This is a genomic window from Paenibacillus sp. UMB4589-SE434, from assembly GCF_030226685.1.
Taxonomy (GTDB): Bacteria; Bacillota; Bacilli; order Paenibacillales; family Paenibacillaceae; genus Paenibacillus_B.
In genome coordinates this window covers 89,824-107,730 of sequence record NZ_JASOYK010000001.1, presented here as the reverse complement: position 1 = coordinate 107,730, position 17,907 = coordinate 89,824, and the positions used below count along the sequence as shown (strand labels likewise).

The following is a 17,907-nucleotide window of genomic DNA, read 5'->3' as shown; positions in this document are numbered from 1 at the left end:
GACATATAAATAGACGCCTTTTGGACCAGAAAGTTGCTCTCTTCGTAATATATTTTGATACAAACGGCTTAATTCCTTCACTATATCTGTAAGATAGGTACACTATTCTTGTCCAAATCTCCTGATGATGTAAAAAAGAACCTGCCGAAATAAAGCTCGGCAGGTTTAAATGAGGAGAGCACGATAGTAATAAAATAAGCATGGAATTCGACTCTTAACGTATCGTATACGTCTACACTTGAACCGTACTACCTAACTGCTGTCCAAAGCCAAAACCATAGGTTTCATTAATGGACACTGGCAGCCGGCCAACCGTAGGGCTCTCGCCGAGAAGCACCTTAGCCAAGGCAGTCATTGTTGCTGGGCGGTTCTCATAGCAGCACAAATACGTTTTTGCCTCCGGGAATTGATTAAAATCATAAGGGTTACGCGTCGAAGCCACAATAACACGAACATTGGAGTGCTGTGTCAGCTGCTTCACAATATTAACTTGACCTTCATGCAGCTCAGACACTGCATTATAAGTTATAACGATCACTTGATCGTAATCTTTAGCATGGGCAACTGCAGCTTGCACTTCAGCTGCGTCTGGATATGTGCCAATACGGTATTCATCCACCTGTGACATGGATGGCTGTAAGGCTGTAGCCAGTGTATAAGCCTGAATGATCGGTTCATCAACTTCCGTACGTTGTCTTACTTCTGGCCAAATAACCAATGTACGCTCATCTTTGCGCAGCGGCAGCTGCCCTTCATCTTTCACGAGCGTAATACTGCGTTCACATAGCAGCTGTACTGCTTTCTTGGAAGACTCGCTGCCAAATCCTTCTGCGTAATTTTCGGTTATAGCTGTCAATTTCTCCATCTGACGTTTGGCTTTCAGTGCCAAAATACGGTCAACTGATTCGTCGATACGTTGTTCCGATATACGGCCTGAGCGTACCGCATCGACAAGTGCATGGATCGCATTTACTTGCTCCGTGAATCGATGACTAATAAGAATGAGATCTGCCCCCGCCTCTACAGCTCTTATCGTCCCCTCCGGAATCCCGAATTCTTTAGAGATCGCATGCATCTCCAAACAATCCGTTACGATAACACCTTCGAAGCCAAGCCGATTTCGAAGCAAGTCAGTCAATACTTTACGTGATATTGTGGATGGAATCTGTTCAGGCTCAAATGCCGGGAACATTACATGCGCAGTCATTATACAATCAACGCTTTCTTGAATAGCCCGCACAAATGGCGCCAGCTCCATCGCAAACAAACGCTCCTCATCATGTGGTACAGCAGCAAGCCCATGGTGAGAATCAACAGCAGTATCCCCATGCCCTGGGAAATGTTTGGCCGAAGCAGATACGTTTGCTTCTTGCAAGCCGCGAATTTGCGCAGCTCCCATCTCCGATACAAGCTCTGGACATTCGCCATAAGATCGCACACCAATAACCGGGTTTTTGGGGTTATTGTTAATATCAACGCTCGGGGCAAAGTTCATATTTATTCCCATACGCAGCAGTTCTTCTCCACAAATACGTGCCATCTCATAAGCCAGCTCCACGTCTCGCGAGGCGCCAACTGCCATGTTACCTGGAATAAGCGTAATGTCGTCCCAATCCAAACGAGCTACCATTCCGCCTTCCTGGTCAACAGAAATAAACAGTGGAATATCCGTAAATTGTTTCGAATATTGTTGCAAGTCGATGGACAGCTGTCCAACCTGCTCCTTGTCATTCACATTTCGACGGAAATAAATGATACCCCCAAGATGATGTTCTTCAATTAAGGTTTTGATTTCTGTATTTATTTGTGGCGTCTGAAAGCCGCACATAATCATCTGTCCAATTTTCTGCTCCAACGTCATATTCTGTCTGCTCATGATTATCCCATCCTCGCTGAATTGATCTTATATCTGGTTTAACCTTGCCGACTACGTATTTATATTAAGCTGTATATCGAATTATAACTAGTCTTGATAAGGTACAGACGCTTCTTTGTCACGGAATTCTGAAGGTGTCATACCGGTATATTTCTGGAATACTTTGGAGAAATACCGGCGTTCTGCATATCCGACCAAGTGTCCAACCTGCGTAATACTCTTATCCGTCATAATAAGCATCGACTTGGCAAGCTCCATACGCTGCTTGGTGACAAATTCAACAAACGTTTCCCCGAAATGATTTTTAAATAACAGGCTGAAATAACTACAACTAATCCCCAAGTAATCTGCGATTTCGTCAATCCCGATATCTGAGCTTAAGTTGCGTTGAATATAATCTTTCGCGGAAATCATCAGCATTTCGCTAGACTTCTTGTTCATTGCATGCTCATTGGTCTGCGCTAACAGTTGTGTAATAACAGTGAGCAGATCTTTGACGCTGACACAATATTGCAGCTTGTTCCACATGACTTCCTCTTCTTGTGTGGTCAGCAGCTCCAATTCCCGCATCTCGCGCAGCAGGTGAATGATAACATATTGAAGAAACTTTTCTGCACGTACAATGGATTGTTCCGACATTAATAAGAGGCTTGATTGCAAATCGTGCAAGCCATGCTCCACCTTATGACGATCATTCTGTTTCATGCCTGATACAATTTCTTCAACTAATTGCCACTGTGACACCATTGCCACTTGACGTGCTGTAGAACTTTCATCCACTGGTACAAGCTGCTCTACTTCCGATTGAAGCAACAGTACACGCTGCAGCCTTTTGTATGTGGCAGCTAATCCTAGCATTGGGATCGGCCCTGAGTCCCATGCTAGACTTACCGTCATTTTGACATGCTCCTTAACGGCCTGTTGGATCGTCGTCGCCCATCTTTCCACGTCTGCCTCGGTAATGTCATATCGTTCTTTATAAAATTGCAGCAGCACGCACCATTCCCCTTCACGGGTTTGAAGGACTGCATATTTAAGCCAGTCATCCTGAAGTGCATCCTGCAGTACGTTTCGCACCGCAAAGTTCCACAGCTTGCGTTCATTGTCTGTCCATGATACAGTTCGCTGCGCATACCCGTCCAAATCAACCAGCAGTACCGTATAGACAAGCTGATCAGATTGATACTCGTCATCTACCATAAAGTAGCTGGGGTTACCTGAAGTGAACCCCATAATAACGTCGAACATCATTTTTTCGTAGGCGAGACTAATAACTTTTCCCCACCTGCGCTCCGCCATCGTTTTTTCCATTTTCCGAGAACGGATAATATCCGATATTTTACGAACAATATCTTCTAATTCTTCATAGTTGATTGGTTTGAGAATGTAATCACGCACGCCGTGCTGCAGAGCAATTCTTGCATATTCAAATTCCTGATACCCCGTCAGCATCAGCACTTCGCTTTCACTGCCCATCTTGCGAACTTCCCGAAGGAACTCCATTCCATCCATGACTGGCATCCGAATATCACACAAAATGAGATCAGGCTCGTGTAATCGAACTAAATCAAGTGCCTCTGCGCCATTACGGGCTGTACCAATGATTTCGACCTGCATATCTTCCCATGGGATGACAATCTTTAAGTTGTTTAGAATATGGACCTCGTCATCAATTAGTAATGCCTTCACATTCATTGGCTCTCACCCTGTTCATATCTCGGTATTGTGCATTGAATAATGGTTCCGCAATTCGGCGCCGAACAAATATACAATCCATATCTGCTGCCATATTGAATTCGGATGCGATCAGCTACGCTGCGGACACCAAGTCCACGACGCTCAGTATTGTATGTGCCTTCTAGTTGTGGAGTAACGGATTTCATATCGTCCGATTGTAAGTATTCAAATCGTCTGAGCTGCTCATTGGACATGCCCATTCCGTTATCCTCGACGGTGAGATAGATGCGCTCCTCATCGGCATACGCCGAGATGCGAATCCAACCCGTATGTGTAATTCCATCGAAAGCATGCTGGATGCAATTCTCTACCAACGGCTGAAGCGTCAGTTTCTGCATCATACAATTCATGAGATCTTCTGGAACGTCAATTTCAAAATTAAACAGTTCCTCAAACCGAAATTTCTGAATTTCCAAATAACTTCGTAAATATTCGAGTTCCTGCCGCACTGTTATTTCTTCTTTGTCCTGAATGCTGATACGCAAAATGTTGCCAAGCCTGTATACCATCTGACTAACCTTACGGCCCTCATTTTGAATCGCGAGTACGTTTATTGATTCTAGCGTATTAAACAAGAAGTGTGGCTTAATCTGCGCTTGCAGTACACGCATCTCGGCGGATGTCTTCTGTCCTTGCTCCTGCTTCACCTGATCAATCAAGCTGTTGACTCGATCCATCAAACGATTAAAGCCGCGCGACAGCAAACGTAGTTCGTCATTGCCTTCCTCATCAAGTCTAACGCTCAAATCCCCGTCCTCTACTTTGCGCATAAATCGCACCGTACGTACGATATTTTTAGAAATACGATTCATAAACAGCAAGTTAAAGAGGAACGCGCCCAACACACAGATAACCATAATAACGGATACCCATTTGATGTACACGACCATCTCTTTAGAAATCGAGTTCCAGTCCCGTACGGACACCAGATGCCAGTTATATTTGGGCATTTGATAGATGGATATAACGCTTTCATGATCGCTGAACTTATCTTTGTAACTGCTATAACCATCGGCAAGTGAAATGGGCTTCGATAAATACTTTGAAATATTACTGCCTGCGATTTTCTTCTCGTTATCATAAAAAACAAGACCATCATCATTTACAATAAAAAACCGCGTATTATCCATTTGGCTGGCTGAATAAAACTTGTTAAAAAACGTATCCAAGTCCCAATCCTTCATCTGAACCATGGAAATACCTAAGTCTTTCATCGTGTTTAAATCTTTGACCACACGTATCTGCGTAAATACAGATTCGTATCCCGTTAGCTCTGGATATTCATTTGGCCCAAGCCATAATGGCTCACCTTTTCGGTTCACAACCTCTTCGAATACACGATGTTCGCGGAACTGTTCGAATGGCATCGCACGAAAATTTTCTTTAGCAAATATAGGAATAATGCTGGACTCCCCATACCCCCTGAAATTATATAAAAATGCATAGCCGATCGAAGGATGGTTATAAATGAGCTTCCTAAAATTCTGTTGACGTTCAATCATTCGAATATAATCTGCGTTGTTATAATCGGACTCATTCTCGTTGTTGGTTCCTTCCGTGGAACCCGATAACTTGTCTTTCTCGATACCGTCCAGATTGGTGTCCTTGTGAATATCGACTAGATGATGAACGTTATCCTTCGGCAAGTACAAGGCCTGCTGGAATACATTGTTAGCAATACCGCTGTCGGTTACTTTATTAATCTCATCAAAAATATAACCGATGCTATGCCCTATGGCGCGCATAGAAAACTCAGCCTGCTCACTATATTTCTTCTCCAGCAGCTGAAACGTAATAAAGAATGTAATTGTACCTAACAAAAACAAAGGGATTATAATAAGTAGAATAAATCCGCTAAACAATTTATAACGTAAATTCATTCTGCTCATTACCCCTTTGTTTTTGATCCTGCGTGTCACTTCGGCTCTATTCATCATATATTCATTTTATCACGTAAGAGCTTACATTTCACTTATAAAGTGGATAATATTATCCTTTAACGCCACCTGCCGTCAAACCTTCAATAATTTGTTCTTGAAGTACAGCATAAATGACCATAACTGGTACTACACTAAATACGATACCCGCTGACATCTGTGCATAGTTCGTCTGATAGGCGTCACGGAAGCCAACCATACCAACTGGCAGCGTTCGCAGCGCATCTTCGGACAAGAAGTAGTTTGCAAGCAAGTACTCGTTCCAGTTACCTAAGAAGTTAATAATAAATACGGTAACCAGCGCGGGTACGGTAAGTGGGAGCACTACCCTTGCAAAAATACCTGGTGCTCTTAAACCGTCTACAACAGCTGCCTCCTCAATCTCACCTGGCAATGATCGCATAAATGCAGCCAATATGATGACGGTAAATGGAATTGCATTCGCTATATACGGCACAATCAAGGCCATATGCGTATTCAAAATCCCCATTTTACGAATCAGCAAGTAGATCGGAAGCATTAAAGAGTTGTTCGGAATCAACATCCCTACCGTAATAAGTCCAAAGAAGAATAGGCTTAGCTTCGCGTAGCGCATTCTCGTAATAGCAAAGGAAGCCATTGCACCGATAAAGATGGATATGACCGCACACAATAGGGCGATGTACAAGCTGTTCCAGAAGTACGTGCTAATCTTAGCATTTACCCACGCGTTTACGTAGTTATCCCAATAGAACTCTGTAGGAAAACCAAACGGGTTCGATGCAATGGTAACGTTGTCCGCTTTCAGTGAGGAAAAGATGACAAACAGGAACGGATACAAAATGACGAGCATATACGCTAGTAGAATGATATGATTTATACTGCTCTTCCAATTTCTCATCATTAGTACTCAATCCTTTCGCTACGTCTTGCAAGCACCAACTGATACACGAGTGTGATAATTGCAGTAAAGATAAAGATTAACACCGCAATCGTATTACCAAACCCATATTTGAAGTTTGTGATCGCATAACGAATCATGTATGTTGCCATGACGTCCGTCGAACCTGCTGGTCCGCCTTTGGTCATAACAAGCACGATATCAGCAGCTTTCATCGCACCCGCGATAGATAGCATGATGACAACCGACACGATAGGCATAATAAGCGGCAATGTAATCTTGAATGCACGTTGAACACCTGTAGCACCGTCAATTGATGCAGCTTCTTCCAGGTCTTTAGGAATAGCAAGGATCGCAGCTAACACCATTACGACATAGAATCCGGTCCACTGCCAAGCATTAGTAATCAAAATAGCCCACATTGCGTACTTTTGTTCACTTAACCAATAAATCGGGTCGATACCAAAAATGCCGAGTACTTGATTCATCAGACCAATCTCTGGCTGATAAATAAACGACCACAAAATACCGATTACTGCCGTCGACATAACAGAAGGCATAAAGACAGCTGTTTTATAGAAGCCTCTTAACTTCTTCACGTTAGCGATTAAGAGCGAGAATAAAATAATCAATGGAACTTGGATAAAGCAAGAGAAGAAGATGAAATAACCGTTATTTAATACTGATTTCCAAAATGCCTCGTCGCCCAATGCTTTTGTATAGTTTTTAAACCCGATGAACTTCATAGTGCTGGAGACCCCGTCCCAGTTCGTAAAGCTATAATATACCGCTGTAATAGTCGGATATATAAAGAACATCACGAACAAGATTAGGGCAGGCAGCAGGAAGAGCGCGTAGGTGATTGGGTTCCTTAAAGCTTTATTCATGGCTGGCAACCTCCACTAAGTATGACTTACTCCACTCATTTCTACATCCTAGATAAGAATAAAGATGTACCACCCACAACAGGGTGAATGGTACATCTCCTTTCTTCATTGTTATTGACCGTTTGCTTCGTCTTGTACTTTTTGTACCGCTTCAGCCAATTTCTCTGGTGATGTTTGACCGCCGATCAACTTCTGAATTTCGATAGACAATGTTGTATTCACGTCTGCTTGAACCAATGCATCAAACGCCGGGAAGGAGGAAGTTGTGCCTGCCAACACCGTTGCGATTTCTTTCATAAGCGGATCTGTAACTTTGGCATCAATTTTCGCTTTGTCTACCAACATGGAAGGCAATACGCCATCTTCAACCAAGCCGCGGATCTGCATATCTTCTGTGTACAAGTTTTTGATGAAAGATTTAACCGCTGCAAGTTTACGAGGATCTTCAGCTACTTTAGCAGAGAACCCATAACCATTGTTTGTATCTTGCATCATTGCTGTTTGGTCGCCTTGGCCACCGTCGATTGCTGGTACGTTAAAGAATCCAACTTTACCGATCATCTTCTCGCCAATACCGCCCGCTTTGAAGATGGAAGACTGCCATGTACCATCAAACATCATTGCAGCTTCACCAGAAACGAATTGAGTTTGCAGTTCAGCGTACTCAAAACCGAGTTCGCCTTTTTTGAAGTATCCTTTGTCAACCCACTCTTTTTGTTTTGCAAACGCTTTAACCATTGCTGGATCAGTCCACTTAGCAGCGCCAGTAGCGAAGCCTTTAGCGAATTCAGGACCAGCTGTACGTGACCACAATTGGTTTGTTACCATTAATGGAACCCAAGCTGCTTTGGAAGCACCTGCAAGTGGTGTTTTGCCATCCGCTTTAACGTCAGCCAGCAATTTCTCCCACTCTGCCCATGTTGTTGGAACTTTAAAGCCTTTAGCTGTAAAGTATTCTTTATTGTAGAATACGCCCTCAGCGGAAGCTCCAATTGGCAATCCGTATACTTTATCATCCAAAGTGAATGGTCCCAAGCCTGTGAACTTGTCTTTGATTCCGAGTTCATCAAGGATAGGCGTCAGGTCAAGCATCTTGCCTTGTCCAGCATACAATTTAGCGTCTGGGCTACCAAATACGTCGAAAATATCCGGAATGTCACCAGCAGCCATCTCGCCTCTAAGTTTCTCTTTACGGTTAATGTCAGACTCAACGCCGTCAAGCTTGATTGTCAAGCCTTCATTCTCGCCTTGAGTAGTCTTAACAACCTCTTCCAAGATAGCGAAACGATTTTTCTTAGCGTCACCAACTTGCGTATGGCGAAGTTTTAACTCAAATGGCTCTGCTTTTTTAGGCTCTTCTGTTTTGGTTTCAGTTCCTTTGTCCGATCCGTTAGCTTGTGTCTCTGTGTTGCTGCTACCGCAACCAGTAAGAGCAGCAGATGCTACAAAAATCAGAGTGAGGAGAAGCGTTAAACTTTTCTTCATCCTTATGACCCTCCCATTTGGTCTTGTTTTGTGGTACATCCTTATTATAGATCGGGACAATGTGTTCCGTAAGGATGTCATTTTTCTAATATAGGGATAAAAATCTCTACTATACAAAAATAATTGTACAAAATGACCCTTGTACGGGACTTAAGTCTCGTTTTTTTTAATATTTGTCCCATTTTAAATTTATTATTTAGTCAAACAGACACTAATCATGTCAAATGTTAGTGGACACAGACAATTGCATCATACTCGATCGCTTCGAGAGATCGATATCTTAATTGAGTTGAACACTTGGATTAATGGATGCCGCTGCGGATTGTCGAGATAATATAGAGTTTCAATCGTGAGGTATTTAAATTCAAGCGCGATCACTGCTGACCAGATGATGATGCGGTACATATGTAGGCTGATAAAAGGTATGTAGGTTCAATTGAGGTTACGATCAAGTAGTCATTGTTGAGCAGGCAGTTCATTTAGAACTCATTATTCATAAAAAAATAAAACCAGAACGATGTCAGACACCATTCTGGTTAGCATTCCTGATTATAAATCCATTTAAGCAAGTTTACTTAACGTTTGTTGTCTTCCTAATTCTATCAAACGCTTAGCACGCTCTACCTCTTCCTCTGTGGGAGAATCAACACCTTCCAGTGGATACTTCTCGCCACATGCCTCCCATTTATATACGCCCATCTGATGGTAAGGGAGAAGCTCAAACTTTTCTACGCCATTTAAACTGCCAATAAATCGACCCAACTCCAGCAAATCCTCTTCATCGTCATTCTTTGTAGGCACAAATACATGGCGAATCCACATTTTCTTGCCGTGATCAGACAGCCAACGGGCAGTCTCCAGCGTGCGGAGATTCGGAACACCGACAAGTTCTTGATGCTTCTCGTTGTTAATATGCTTAATATCCAGCAACACTAGATCAGTAAGATCATACAACTCCTCGAGCTTGGTCACTTCATTAAAACCATTTGTGTCCAGTGTCGTATGCAGATTCCAGCGCTCTTTTACAGCCTTGAAAATCTCTTTGACAAACGGTGCCTGCAGCGTCGGCTCTCCTCCTGAAATGGTCAGACCTCCACCGGATGAGCGGTAATAATTCAAATACGGTTCAATCTCGCTTAATACTTCTTCAAGTGACATCTCTTTGCCGCCCATTAAGTTCCATGTATCTCGATTATGACAATATTGGCATTTTAACGCGCATCCTTGTAGAAATAAAATAAAACGAATGCCTGGGCCATCAACCGTGCCGAATGTTTCAACAGAATGTATACGTCCAATCATAACGATCACAAATCCTTTCCTATCCCTCTGCACTATTCTGTTTATTATACTCGTAAAGGAAGGGGCGCAACCAGCCGAATAAACGCCCAGCAAGGTTCGTTTGTTCGGGTCGGTCACGCCCCTGACTATAATGTGCAGTTACTTGCAGTTATCTACGGTTACAAATTGGATCTGAAGAGCCAATTTACATCGAACCATGGAATGTACGGTTGATGACATCGAGTTGTTGCTCACGAGTCAACTTGATGAAGTTAACCGCATAACCCGAGACACGGATCGTTAATTGTGGATAGTTTTCTGGGTGATCCATTGCATCCAACAATTGTTCACGATCAAATACGTTCACGTTTAAGTGGTGCGCGTGGTTATGGAAATAACCGTCCAACATGGCAACCAAGTTAGCTTTGCGACCTTCCAGATCTTTTCCAAGTGCTTTAGGCACGATGGAGAACGTATTGGAAATACCGTCCAAGCTATGTTCATATGGCAATTTGGCAACCGAGTTCAATGAAGCAAGCGCTCCTTTTTTGTCACGGCCGTGCATTGGGTTTGCTCCAGGTGCAAATGGTTCGCCAGCTTTACGACCGTCAGGTGTTGTACCTGTTTTCTTACCATAAACTACGTTAGACGTAATGGTCAAGACGGATTGTGTCGGCAACGCATTCCGATATGTTTTGTTTTTACGAATCATGTTCATAAAGGACTCAACAAGCTCAATTGCAATGTTGTCAACACGATCGTCATTGTTACCGTAGCAAGGGAAATCGCCTTCTACTTCAAAGTCAACTGCAATGCCTTGCTCGTTACGAATTGGCTTCACTTTAGCGTACTTAATAGCACTTAAAGAATCGGCTGCTACGGACAAACCTGCGATACCACATGCCATCGTACGCAGAATTTCACGATCGTGGAGGGCCATCTCAATCCGCTCGTAGCTGTATTTATCATGCATGTAATGGATTACGTTCAAGGAATTCATGTACAGCTTCGAGAGCCACTGCATCATTTGTTTGAAGCGTTTCATAACTTCATCATAATCTAACACATCGCTTGTGATCGCAGGCAGCTCAGGGCCTACTTGAACGCCAAGCTTCTCATCTATACCACCATTGATAGCGTACAGCAAGCATTTCGCCAAGTTGGCGCGAGCGCCGAAGAACTGCATTTGTTTACCGATGCGCATTGCAGATACACAACAAGCAATACCGTAATCATCACCAAAGTGTGGACGCATCAGGTCATCGTTCTCATATTGAATCGAGCTTGTTTCAATTGACGCTTTTGCACAATATTTTTTAAATGCATCTGGCAATTTCTCAGACCAGAGCACGGTTAAGTTAGGTTCAGGAGCAGCACCCAAGTTGTACAGCGTGTGCAGGAACCGGAAGCTATTTTTAGTAACAAGCGTCGTGCCGTCAAGCGCCATACCACCGATGGATTCCGTTACCCATGTAGGGTCGCCGGAGAACAATTCGTTGTAGTCAGGTGTACGCAAGAACTTCACAATACGCAATTTCATCACAAAATGGTCAACCAATTCTTGCGCTTGCTCTTCGGTCAAAGTGCCTTCTTTAAGGTCACGTTCAACGTAAATATCAAGGAAGGAGGATACGCGTCCAAGTGACATTGCAGCACCATTTTGTTCTTTAATAGCTGCCAGGTAAGCAAAATACAACCATTGGAATGCTTCACGAGCATTAGCTGCTGGCTTAGAAATATCAAAGCCGTGCATTTCTGCAAGCTGCTTTAATTCGCCAAGTGCACGAATTTGTTCGGAGGTCTCTTCACGATCACGAATTACATCTTCATCAATTACGTCCACTTCAAGATCTTGCAGTACTTGTTTCTTTTCTTTAATTAGGAAGTCGATACCATACAACGCAGCTCGACGGTAGTCACCGATAATCCGTCCACGACCATATGCATCTGGAAGTCCTGTAATAATACCGGATTTGCGGGCCATACGCATATCGCTTGTATAAGCATCAAAGACACCTTGGTTATGCGTCTTACGAATATTCATGAAAATGTCGATGACTTCTTGCGGCATTTTGAAGCCATATGCTTCACAAGCATCAATCATCATGCGAATCCCGCCGAAAGGCTGAATGGAACGACGGAATGGTGCATCTGTTTGTACACCAACTACAGCTTCCTTGTCTTTATCCAAGTATCCAGGTTTGTGAGAAACAATCGTTGCTGGCGTATTGACGTCTACATCCCATACACCACCGCGATCACGTTCTTCTTTGGAAAGTTGGCTGACGATGTCCCACAAATCTTTCGTATTCTGAGTTGGTCCAACCAAGAACGATTCGTCGTTCAGATAAGGGTTAACGTTTTTTTCAATAAAATTGCGAACGTCAACATGATTGTTCCATTTTCCTGCTTGGAATCCACGCCATGGACTAGTTGCTTCTGATACATTCTTTTCAATTACCGACATCGAAATCCCTCCATTAAGTAGGTTTTCTTTATATATAGATCTTATCCTTGTTGCACCCAGCATTACGTCTTATCCAATAAAATGGAAAGTAAGAAGTAAAACTGACAATACGATGACGCCAAGTGCAGCTAAGCAAAGAGTGATGCATCATAGGAATCTTATCCTTTATCGATAGCGTTAACTTCTTTGCTATGAGCTAATTGTACCCCTTTTCACATAGTGGTTATGTGACTTTAATCACATTATCTCAATTCAACATGAGTTTAATCACATCAATTATCTCAATTTTGTGAATTTTGTTACAATACCCTATCTTTCCTCATAATCCGTTTGCTATTTAGTACCGTAAATAATTTGGAAAAAGGGCAGCAGACATTAGTCTGCCGCCTATAAGAAAAGGTGGATGCAACCTGATGGAATGGAGTCCTGATCGCGATATGCTCGTGATCAGGATCCGTTACTACCTCAAAGGAATGAGGTGTCGTACACTCGATTAGAATCTGCCGTAGAATGCATTGCGGTATACATCAGCTAATTCTGGTACTAACGGCATTTTCGGATTGGCGGTCGTACATTGATCTTCAAATGCACGGTCTGCCAAGTAATCCACACGGGATTCAAAATCCTTAGGATCGAAACCAATTTCTTGGAATGTTTCTGGGATTCCTAATTGACGGTTCAAGTCGCGAATGGCATCAATCAAGCTATTCACGCCTTCCTCAGTCGTACGTGCTGGCAATCCCAAGATTCTAGCGATCTCAGCGTAGCGCACATCTGCTACGAAGTGGTCATATTTAGGGAACGAAGCGAACTTCGTCGGTTTCTTCGCATTGTAACGAATGACATGCGGCATCAAGATGGCATTTGTGCGGCCGTGTGCCGTATGATACTGAGCGCCCCATTTGTGTGCCAAACTGTGATTGATTCCGAGGAACGCATTTGCAAACGCCATCCCTGCAATCGTAGATGCATTATGCATCTTCTCACGAGCCAGTGGGCATGCTTCATTAGCCGATTTAACCAAATGCTCAAAGACGAGTTGGATTGCTTTAATAGCCAAGCCATCTGTATAGTCATTAGCCATAACGGATACATACGCTTCAATCGCGTGAGTCAATACGTCCATTCCTGTGTCCGCTACCGCTACGCGAGGCAAACTGTATACAAACTCTGGATCGATAATTGCTACATCTGGTGTCAGCTCGTAATCAGCCAACGGATATTTGGTGTTGCCATTTTCTTTATCTGTAATAACCGCAAACGAGGTAACCTCAGAACCTGTACCGGAAGTTGTTGGAATCGCCACAAACTTCGCTTTCTGACCCAGACGCGGATATTTAAATGTACGCTTGCGGATATCCAAGAATTTCTGTTTCAAGTTGTTGAAATCAGTATCTGGATATTCGTAGAATAGCCACATCGCTTTTGCAGCATCCATTGGGGAACCACCGCCTAATGCAATGATACAGTCAGGCTTAAAGCTCTTCATCATATCCGTACCACGGTTTACTGTTGTTGTTGATGGATCTGGTTCTACATCGTAGAACACTTCGATAGCTACCGGATTACGACGTTGACGCAAGTAGTGTTCAACACGTTCCACGTATCCCAATTTGACCATCATAGGGTCCGTTACGATCATCACACGTTCGATATCCGGCATTTTCGCCAAGTATTGTGTGGAGCCTTTTTCAAAATACACTTTGTTAGGAACTTTAAACCATTGCATGTTCACTGTACGCTTCGCCACCCGTTTGATGTTAATAAGATTAACTGCCGATACGTTGTTCGAAGTCGAGTTGCGACCATAAGAACCACAGCCCAGTGTAAGAGATGGAATGTTGGTATTGTACAAATCGCCGATTGCTCCGTGAGTCGACGGCGAGTTAACGAGAATACGTCCAGTAGGCAAGCGATCACCGAACTTTGCAATCACCTCTTCGTTATTCGAATGAATAACCGAGGAGTGGCCCATACCGCCGAAAGCGACGATTTCAGCTGCACGATCGATGCCTTCTTGCGCTGTTTTTACTTTATAACAAGCAAGCACAGGGCTTAATTTCTCAGCAGACAACGGGAATTTAGGTCCTACTCCGTCGAGTTCAGCCACCAGTATCTTGGTGTCGGCAGGCACTTTGATGCCAGCCATTTCAGCGATCTTAGTTGCTGGTTGACCAACAATGTTCGGATTTACTGCGCAAGTCTCTGCCTTGATCGCCATCGCTTGCAATTTCGCTGTTTCTTCTTTATTAGTAAAATAGCAGCCGTAATACTGCATTAATTTTTTCACTTCGTTGTATACCGGTTCCTCAATAATAACCGCCTGTTCCGATGCACAGATCATACCGTTATCAAATGTTTTGGACAAAATCAAGTCCGTTACGGCCTGATCCAGCTTCGCACTTTTCTCAATGAAGCAAGGTACGTTACCAGGTCCTACACCCAGTGCTGGCTTGCCAGCGCTGTATGCTGCTCGAACCATTCCAGAACCGCCTGTTGCCAGGATCAACGCTACATCAGGATGATTCATCAAGGCGTTGGTAGCTTCCATCGAAGGCATCTCAATCCATTGGATACAGTGTTCAGGCGCACCGTACTTCACTGCGGCTTCTGCCAGCACTCTTGCTGCTTCGGCACTGCACTTCTGTGCGGATGGATGGAAAGCAAAGATGATCGGGTTCCGTGTCTTAATGGAGATAAGCGCCTTAAACATGGTCGTTGAAGTCGGATTCGTAACCGGTGTTACGCCCATTACAATGCCGACAGGCTCTGCGATTTTTACACAGTTATCATAATCATTGTCTTCAATTACACCAACCGTTTTGGCATATTTGATATGATTATGAATGTATTCCGTTGCAAAAATGTTTTTCGTGATTTTGTCTTCGTATACACCACGACCCGTTTCCTCTACTGCGAGTTTGGCAAGCATCATATGCTTGTCAAGACCGGCAAGCGCCATTTGTTGAACAACAACATCGATCTGCTCCTGGTTCATGGACATAAATGCTTCATGAGCCTTCTTCGCACGATTAATCAGTTGTTGAATATGCGCTTCGACATTTGTTGCTTCCTTCATCTCTACAGTTGGTTTCACTTCTGCTTTTGCCATCATTCTCCGCCTCCAGTAAGGGTATATTTACCAAACACCGATCTCCGTTCTATTATACCTGTTATCTATTGGATCAGGGTGTCAGATCTAAAATTTATTATGTGAATCATTTCACAACTCAATCATAATACGAAGTTCTGTAAATATCAAGTGATTTTTTTCACGTAGTAAAAACATTTTTAAATAACTTTGTTGGCGTGCTTTTAATATTGTATAAAAACGCATCCACAGCACCTGTTTAACAGATTGGCCGATGTTATACAATACAAGGTATGCCCCATTGTTGGATAGATTTGTTTTGGGTATTTCACACTCACAGTGGGCATATTTATAGTCAGCATGCTGCATCAAAACGAAAAACTTCACTATATATGCACAATGTTCAACAATTGTTCTCATAAATTCATTTAAATTATAAATTAAATTGACAATAATCACTGGAACGTCCAATATATAAGTAACGTATTAAATAGTGAAACAAGTCACAAGGTTTCTATGAGGTAGTTAACAGCTAAATCTAATACCATGAGCCTAGAGACCTATTGGAGGAGAACGGAGTGGAACATATGAGCGAACAATACGGAGACAATTCAAATATTACTTGTTTCTCGGATCAGAACCGAGAACGTATCCTTTCCATAGCAAAGGATCGCACGTACCCCGAAGGCTCTCACCTATTTTGGGAAGGCGACACGGCAGACAAGTTGTTTATGTTGAAGAGCGGACGTGTCAAAGTTACCAAATCAACGGATGAAGGTAAAGAACTTATTTTATATATGTATCAAGCCGGAGATCTTGTCGGTCAAGTCGATCCTTTCCACAGTACAAAGCACAGCTTTACTGCTGAAGTCATTGAAGAAGGTGAAGTTGGCCTGATCGAGCAGCGTGATCTGGAGGTGCTAATCTGTCAGCATTGCGACTTCTCAATAGATTTTATGAAGTGGATGGGAATTCACCACCGCTTGACGCAGACGAAATTCCGCGATCTGATGATGTATGGTAAGCCAGGCGCACTATGCTCTACATTGATTCGGCTATCGAACACGTACGGTCAAGAACTGGAAGATGGCGGGAAACTTATTAATAAAAAGATAACCCATACAGACCTCTCCAACATGATAGGCGCAACTCGTGAAAGTGTAAACCGGATGCTGAGCGACCTGCGCAAGAAAGGCGTCTTGGAATATGACAATGGCATGATCGTAATACGTGAATTGGAGCATCTGCAGGATGTATGTCATTGTGAAATGTGTCCAAAGGAAATTTGCCGAATTTAGAGATACCGGAAACAATTTGGTTCAATCACCCTCCACTGCTACACCTCCTCTCTAGCTATGACATAATCGCGCTGCAAACGGTCACCTTGCAGCGCGATTTTTTGCCTTTGGCCGCATCTATGCCTTACTTCGTATGTTATGCAGAAGTGAGAGCATACTTCCATAACAAAAGCCTTGTCCTCACACAGCTTGTTCAGCTGCTAAGGAGCAAGGCTTCTTATGGGGTCTTGTTATCAATATCGATCTCAATATGATCATCGGATTGAATCAGAAAAGTAAGCATCTGATCTGAAGGTATAACTTTGTTATTTACCTTTACACGCGCAACCGTGTCTTTAGGCAGCGGCTTGTCGCCTATTTGCTTAATCTCGGTGCCGTTCTCTGCCATTCTTATGTGCCCGAATTGTTCAAATATATCAGCCAGTGTGCAGTTCTCCTGCCACGGAATCGCATACGTATTCGTTAAATGCGGAGCAAGCTTGCCGCCGTCTATACTCAAGTCAATACTTGGCATCGGCACACTGCTTGTATCTACATCAAGCTCTTTCACGAAAATGAGTATCTTATCGTCGTTATTTAACTCAGCAGACAAATCTGCCGTCGTGCGAAGTTCCGTTTCATTTAAATAAATACCCCATGACATATTAGTGTCCAATGATGCGTCCCCTACTGAAGCAACACCAGATCCGTCTTCTTTCAGCTTAATCGTGCCTGTTGCTTTAAGGGCTTCGCTCACTTGTAATCCATTATGCCATTCAATCTGCAACCGCTCTGATAAATTAGGGACATACGTTCCACCTTCAATTTTGACGGATACAGCTGTGTCAGATACCGCGGGAGCTGACTGCCTCATAAGTGGCTGTTCTTTCTGAACCGACGCACACCCCGCAATAAGCAGCAGCGCGATCACGAGAAGAATTCCGGATCTGCCGATGCGTAATCGTTGATTGTTCATTCTGTCCACTCAC

At 43.3% G+C, this 17,907-nt stretch carries 11 protein-coding genes; 1 reads left to right on the top strand and 10 read right to left on the bottom strand.

Annotated elements, in window-relative coordinates:
- Positions 1-232: 232 nt before the first annotated feature.
- The 9 genes from nagZ to adhE form a co-directional block, all read right to left on the bottom strand.
- Positions 233-1,876 (bottom strand): beta-N-acetylhexosaminidase, encoded by a 1,644-nt coding sequence (gene nagZ, locus QP775_RS00440; protein ID WP_285102759.1) that lies wholly within the window; start codon positions 1,874-1,876, stop codon positions 233-235.
- 87 nt (positions 1,877-1,963) lie between these two features.
- The gene (locus QP775_RS00435) at positions 1,964-3,571 is read right to left on the bottom strand and encodes a response regulator transcription factor (protein WP_285102757.1); all 1,608 of its coding nucleotides are present in this window, start codon (positions 3,569-3,571) and stop codon (positions 1,964-1,966) included.
- Complete coding sequence (locus QP775_RS00430; protein WP_285102755.1) at positions 3,568-5,493, bottom strand: sensor histidine kinase; 1,926 nt, start codon at positions 5,491-5,493, stop codon at positions 3,568-3,570. Before QP775_RS00430 ends, QP775_RS00435 begins: the two co-directional genes overlap by 4 nt.
- A 109-nt stretch (positions 5,494-5,602) precedes the next feature.
- Positions 5,603-6,430: a carbohydrate ABC transporter permease gene (locus tag QP775_RS00425; RefSeq protein WP_481857237.1), complete on the bottom strand. Its 828-nt coding sequence runs from the start codon at positions 6,428-6,430 to the stop codon at positions 5,603-5,605.
- A gap of 2 nt (positions 6,431-6,432) precedes the next feature.
- On the bottom strand, positions 6,433-7,317 hold the full coding sequence (locus QP775_RS00420) for a carbohydrate ABC transporter permease (protein ID WP_028544106.1): 885 nt from the start codon (positions 7,315-7,317) through the stop codon (positions 6,433-6,435).
- 111 nt (positions 7,318-7,428) lie between these two features.
- Positions 7,429-8,802: an extracellular solute-binding protein gene (locus tag QP775_RS00415; RefSeq protein WP_239327007.1), complete on the bottom strand. Its 1,374-nt coding sequence runs from the start codon at positions 8,800-8,802 to the stop codon at positions 7,429-7,431.
- Positions 8,803-9,363: 561 nt separating this feature from the next.
- A complete protein-coding gene (gene pflA, locus QP775_RS00410; protein ID WP_239327005.1) occupies positions 9,364-10,104 on the bottom strand; it encodes a pyruvate formate-lyase-activating protein in 741 nt (246 codons plus the stop codon).
- A gap of 184 nt (positions 10,105-10,288) precedes the next feature.
- The gene (gene pflB, locus QP775_RS00405; RefSeq protein WP_239327003.1) at positions 10,289-12,550 is read right to left on the bottom strand and encodes a formate C-acetyltransferase; all 2,262 of its coding nucleotides are present in this window, start codon (positions 12,548-12,550) and stop codon (positions 10,289-10,291) included.
- A gap of 493 nt (positions 12,551-13,043) precedes the next feature.
- Positions 13,044-15,665, bottom strand: a complete 2,622-nt coding sequence (gene adhE, locus QP775_RS00400) for a bifunctional acetaldehyde-CoA/alcohol dehydrogenase (RefSeq protein ID WP_483311981.1) — start codon at positions 15,663-15,665, stop codon at positions 13,044-13,046.
- 563 nt (positions 15,666-16,228) lie between these two features.
- Between adhE and QP775_RS00395 the strand changes: the two genes are divergently transcribed.
- Positions 16,229-16,939 carry a Crp/Fnr family transcriptional regulator gene (locus tag QP775_RS00395; RefSeq protein ID WP_239327732.1) on the top strand — a complete coding sequence of 237 codons (711 nt, stop codon included), beginning with the start codon at positions 16,229-16,231 and terminating at the stop codon, positions 16,937-16,939.
- A 217-nt stretch (positions 16,940-17,156) separates the two neighbouring features.
- Here QP775_RS00395 and QP775_RS00390 read toward each other — a convergent pair whose 3' ends face one another.
- Positions 17,157-17,894, bottom strand: coding sequence for a hypothetical protein (locus QP775_RS00390; protein ID WP_285102747.1), 738 nt, complete (start codon positions 17,892-17,894; stop codon positions 17,157-17,159).
- Positions 17,895-17,907 lie beyond the last annotated feature (13 nt).

Coding starts and splice junctions, on each gene's coding strand:
- QP775_RS00415 (WP_239327007.1), bottom strand. CDS start 8,802: ATGAAGAAAAGTTTAACGCTTCTCCTCACTCTGATTTTTGTAGCATCT.
- QP775_RS00430 (WP_285102755.1), bottom strand. CDS start 5,493: ATGAATTTACGTTATAAATTGTTTAGCGGATTTATTCTACTTATTATA.
- QP775_RS00435 (WP_285102757.1), bottom strand. CDS start 3,571: ATGAATGTGAAGGCATTACTAATTGATGACGAGGTCCATATTCTAAAC.
- pflB (WP_239327003.1), bottom strand. CDS start 12,550: ATGTCGGTAATTGAAAAGAATGTATCAGAAGCAACTAGTCCATGGCGT.
- QP775_RS00395 (WP_239327732.1), top strand. CDS start 16,229: ATGAGCGAACAATACGGAGACAATTCAAATATTACTTGTTTCTCGGAT.
- nagZ (WP_285102759.1), bottom strand. CDS start 1,876: ATGAGCAGACAGAATATGACGTTGGAGCAGAAAATTGGACAGATGATT.
- QP775_RS00390 (WP_285102747.1), bottom strand. CDS start 17,894: ATGAACAATCAACGATTACGCATCGGCAGATCCGGAATTCTTCTCGTG.
- QP775_RS00420 (WP_028544106.1), bottom strand. CDS start 7,317: ATGAATAAAGCTTTAAGGAACCCAATCACCTACGCGCTCTTCCTGCTG.
- QP775_RS00425 (WP_481857237.1), bottom strand. CDS start 6,430: ATGAGAAATTGGAAGAGCAGTATAAATCATATCATTCTACTAGCGTAT.
- pflA (WP_239327005.1), bottom strand. CDS start 10,104: ATGATTGGACGTATACATTCTGTTGAAACATTCGGCACGGTTGATGGC.
- adhE (WP_483311981.1), bottom strand. CDS start 15,665: ATGATGGCAAAAGCAGAAGTGAAACCAACTGTAGAGATGAAGGAAGCA.